We start from the raw sequence: 3,106 nt of genomic DNA on the forward strand, positions 1-3,106 counted from the left end.
AGGTCGACGACCGACCGGCCTGCCTTCAGCAGATCCAGAACCTTGCGACGGAACTCGGGTGGATAACTCCTCGGCACGCCACTCTCAACGAGCGAAACGTACGAAAGTCAACCAAAACGACTCCATGAAACCCGGGGAACCTCACTTTCGATCATGGTCTGATAGACCCTGACCAGGAGGTTCTCTGTGCCCGCCCCTCGCAAGTACCCGGACGAGCTGCGTCAGCGCGCTGTGCGGCTCTACCGGGAGTCCGACCCCAAACCGGTCATCAAGCGCCTGGCCGGGCAGCTCGGCGTGCATCCCGAGGCGCTGCGCAACTGGATCCGCCAGGACCAGGCCGACCACGGTGAGCGCTTCGACCAACCCACCACCGCCGAGGCCGAAGAACTGCGCGGCTCCGCAAAGAGAACGCTGAGCTGCGCAGAGCCAACGAGATCTTCAAGGCCGCCTCAGCTTTTCTCGCATCGGAACTCGACCCGACCCGGGAAACTACGGCCTCAGGACACTCCGAGTCTGCCGCCGGCCCGCACCGTGGTGGCCATGATCTCCGGACGTGTCAATACGGAGCGCCCTACCGGACGAACGGTCTTGACCACGTCCGGAGATCGTGAAGGCTTTGCCCTGGCCGACGGTGGGCGGGAGCGACTCCCAGAGCCCGGGGTCCGAGAGGGTCATCTTTTGAGTGCCAAGTGGCCAGAAAGAGGCAAGCTGCCCAGACATGGCCGGAGTTGCCTACAAAACGCAAATGAACGGTGCCATCAGACCTGTTGAGCGTTTCGAGTGAGTCGCCAGACGACGGCGATGCCGCTTTCGCCAGGATGATGCGGCTCGACTGGAACACGTTCGATCTCCGTGAAACCGAGGCGGGCAGGCACTGCGCCGCTGCGCAAGTTGTCCGCGTCATGCGCAATCACGACTGCCTCGATGCCGGGTAGCTCGAAGGCACTGGCGATCAGCGCCTGGGTGGCCTTAGTCGCCACACCGCGACCGATCGCCACTGGGTGCAGCCAGTAGCCTATCTCCAGGACGCCAGGACCACGCCGGTTAAACAGGCGGATGCCCCCGACAAGGGCCATGTCGAGGTATATGCCGAAGGCGTATGAAGTGCCACTGTGCCATTCCTCGATCGACCTGCGCACGAAGCCTTCGGTCCCCCCGCGATCTTGCCGGGGCCACGGCGCCCAAGGAGCGTGGTGCTCCCTGGCTTCCACGACCACGGCATGCAGCGCGTCGACGTCCTCGACGCGCCATCGGCGCAGATTGACATCTTCAAATGTTAGGTTCTCGGCAAAGTGATTCATTGCTCGATGGTGCCTGGAGCTGAAGGCGATGGTCAATCGAGAAATCGCCTGGTCGCAGCTTCACACATCGCTGCGGACGCCCCAGTGGCGCATGATCGTTCGGTCAACGGATCAGTGAGCCGCGACATGGTGATCATCTAGCGACGGATTTCGGACGCACTCGCCGAGTAGACGCACCCGAAACAGCCCGCACGTCGGCCTCGTCGATCCGCCTCGATCGCCGGGCACCTCCTGGGAGACACGGTCGGCTTGGACGAGCCGACCGCCGCCGAACGCCTCGGGCTGCAGGACTGGGCCACCAAGGCCGGCTTCGGCTGCTTGCTCACGCCGCCGCCCGCGCCGGCCGCCGCACCGCCCATCCGCCTCCGCGGTGAAGTCCTCACCGTGCCCGCGTCGACCGGCGCCGTGCTCGAACGCTTCTCCACCGACACACTTCGCGACAACGTGCTCTACAAGCCGTGAAGCACGCGCATCGCCTCGCTGTGCCCGGCCTGCGCCACCACCTACCGCTACGACACCTACCAACGGATCAAGGCTGGCTTGGCCGACGGGAAAGGCGCGCCAGAAACCGTGGTGTCGCACCCGACCGTGTTCGTCACCCTCACCGAGCCGTCGTTCGGGATCGTGCACACTCGCGTCGTGCCCAACGGCAAGCCCCAGGGCTGCCGCGTCCGCCGTGAGCGCCCGGTCTGCGTCCACGGCAAGCCGATGTCCTGCACCGCCGCGCACGGCGAACGGGATCACCGGCTCGGGCAGCCGTTCTGCGTGGACTGCTACAACCACGGGCACCGGGTTGTGTGGAATCACCTGGTGGCCAAGCTGTGAGACCGGACCATGCTGGCCGTGCGCCACGAAGATCGGCGCGACCCCCAGGGCGCGGTCAAGCTGCGCTACGCGAAGGTCGAGTGCGGCGTCGTCCACCTGCACGTGCCACAGCGGCTGGAGGCCAACCTGTCCGGCGACCCGCCGCACACCATCGCACCCTCGCAGTTCGGCGTCGACCCTCACGGCGACCGGGTCCCCTCTACACCGCCGCCATGCTCAAGGCCGCTGTCGAGTTCGCCGCCCGCTCGACCGCACTCACCACCGCCGGTCACCCGACCAGCTCTCCGGCCGGGAGTTGCACTGGGGCACGCAGATCGACGTCAAGGTCGCACGCACTGGCTTGCCCGGCGAGTCTCTGGCCGAGCAGCACGTCGCTGGCCACCTGGCCAAGTACGCCGCGAAGGTCACCGAGATCACTGGCGTCAGCGCCGGACGAGTCACCGCGGCTAACGTCGAGGCCTACGCCGACCCGCACCGGCACACCATCCGGCTCATCCGGGCCTGCGGGGACCTGAGCGCCGTAGACGGCTGGATCGGACTGCGCCGCTGGGCACACATGCTCGGCTTCGGCGGCCACTTCGCCACCAAGAGCCGCCGCGACTCCACCACCATGGGCGCCCTCCGCGCCGCGCCCCGCCCCAGGCCGCCACGGGGTCACCGTCCACGCCATCGCACCCGGCGATCCCGTGGACTTGGTCGACGACGCCGCCGACACGACCGTGCTCGTCATCAACCACTGGCAGCACGTCGGCAACGGCTGGCGACGCCGCGCTCGCCGCCATGGCTGCCGACGCCGCACGCCACCGGCGCCCCCTCGGAACTTCCGTCGGCACCACGCCATCCTATCTGACCAGGAGAGAGACAGAGATGACCGCCACCGCTCTTAGCTTTCTCTTTTACGTGAGCTGGGCTTTTGTCCCTCGACGTGGGGAATGACAGAAGCGGCCATCGCGGTGATGTTCGAGAGAACTTCCCCTTCT

Annotated in this window: 5 protein-coding genes; 4 read left to right on the forward strand and 1 reads right to left on the reverse strand. The window is 66.5% G+C overall.

The window, feature by feature from the left end; all coding sequences use genetic code 11:
• The first annotated feature begins 186 nt into the window (after positions 1–186).
• On the forward strand, positions 187–771 hold the full coding sequence (locus AB0J67_RS40265; protein ID WP_363490954.1) for a transposase: 585 nt from the start codon (positions 187–189) through the stop codon (positions 769–771).
• Here AB0J67_RS40265 and AB0J67_RS40270 read toward each other — a convergent pair.
• On the reverse strand, positions 759–1,301 hold the full coding sequence (locus tag AB0J67_RS40270) for a GNAT family N-acetyltransferase (RefSeq protein WP_363490956.1): 543 nt from the start codon (positions 1,299–1,301) through the stop codon (positions 759–761). The two genes, AB0J67_RS40265 and AB0J67_RS40270, sit on opposite strands and share 13 nt — an antisense overlap.
• Positions 1,302–1,550: 249 nt before the next feature.
• Here AB0J67_RS40270 and AB0J67_RS40275 point away from each other — a divergent pair, with 249 nt between their 5' ends.
• Genes AB0J67_RS40275 through AB0J67_RS40285 form a run of 3 tightly spaced genes read left to right on the forward strand, consistent with a single transcriptional unit; the run spans position 1,551 to position 2,976 of the window.
• Positions 1,551–1,763 carry a hypothetical protein gene (locus AB0J67_RS40275; protein WP_363490958.1) on the forward strand — a complete coding sequence of 71 codons (213 nt, stop codon included), beginning with the start codon at positions 1,551–1,553 and terminating at the stop codon, positions 1,761–1,763.
• A 9-nt stretch (positions 1,764–1,772) separates the two neighbouring features.
• Complete coding sequence (locus tag AB0J67_RS40280; protein WP_363490962.1) at positions 1,773–2,126, forward strand: replication initiator; 354 nt, start codon at positions 1,773–1,775, stop codon at positions 2,124–2,126.
• The gene (locus AB0J67_RS40285; protein ID WP_363490960.1) at positions 2,095–2,976 is read left to right on the forward strand and encodes a replication initiator; all 882 of its coding nucleotides are present in this window, start codon (positions 2,095–2,097) and stop codon (positions 2,974–2,976) included. Before AB0J67_RS40280 ends, AB0J67_RS40285 begins: the two co-directional genes overlap by 32 nt.
• Positions 2,977–3,106 lie beyond the last annotated feature (130 nt).

The organism is Catellatospora sp. NPDC049609 (assembly GCF_040675365.1).
Taxonomy (GTDB): domain Bacteria; phylum Actinomycetota; class Actinomycetes; order Mycobacteriales; family Micromonosporaceae; genus Catellatospora.

What these genes read in the sequence shown, in the direction of transcription:
- AB0J67_RS40270 (WP_363490956.1), bottom strand. Translation starts at nt 1,301, where the DNA reads ATGAATCACTTTGCCGAGAACCTAACATTTGAAGATGTCAATCTGCGC.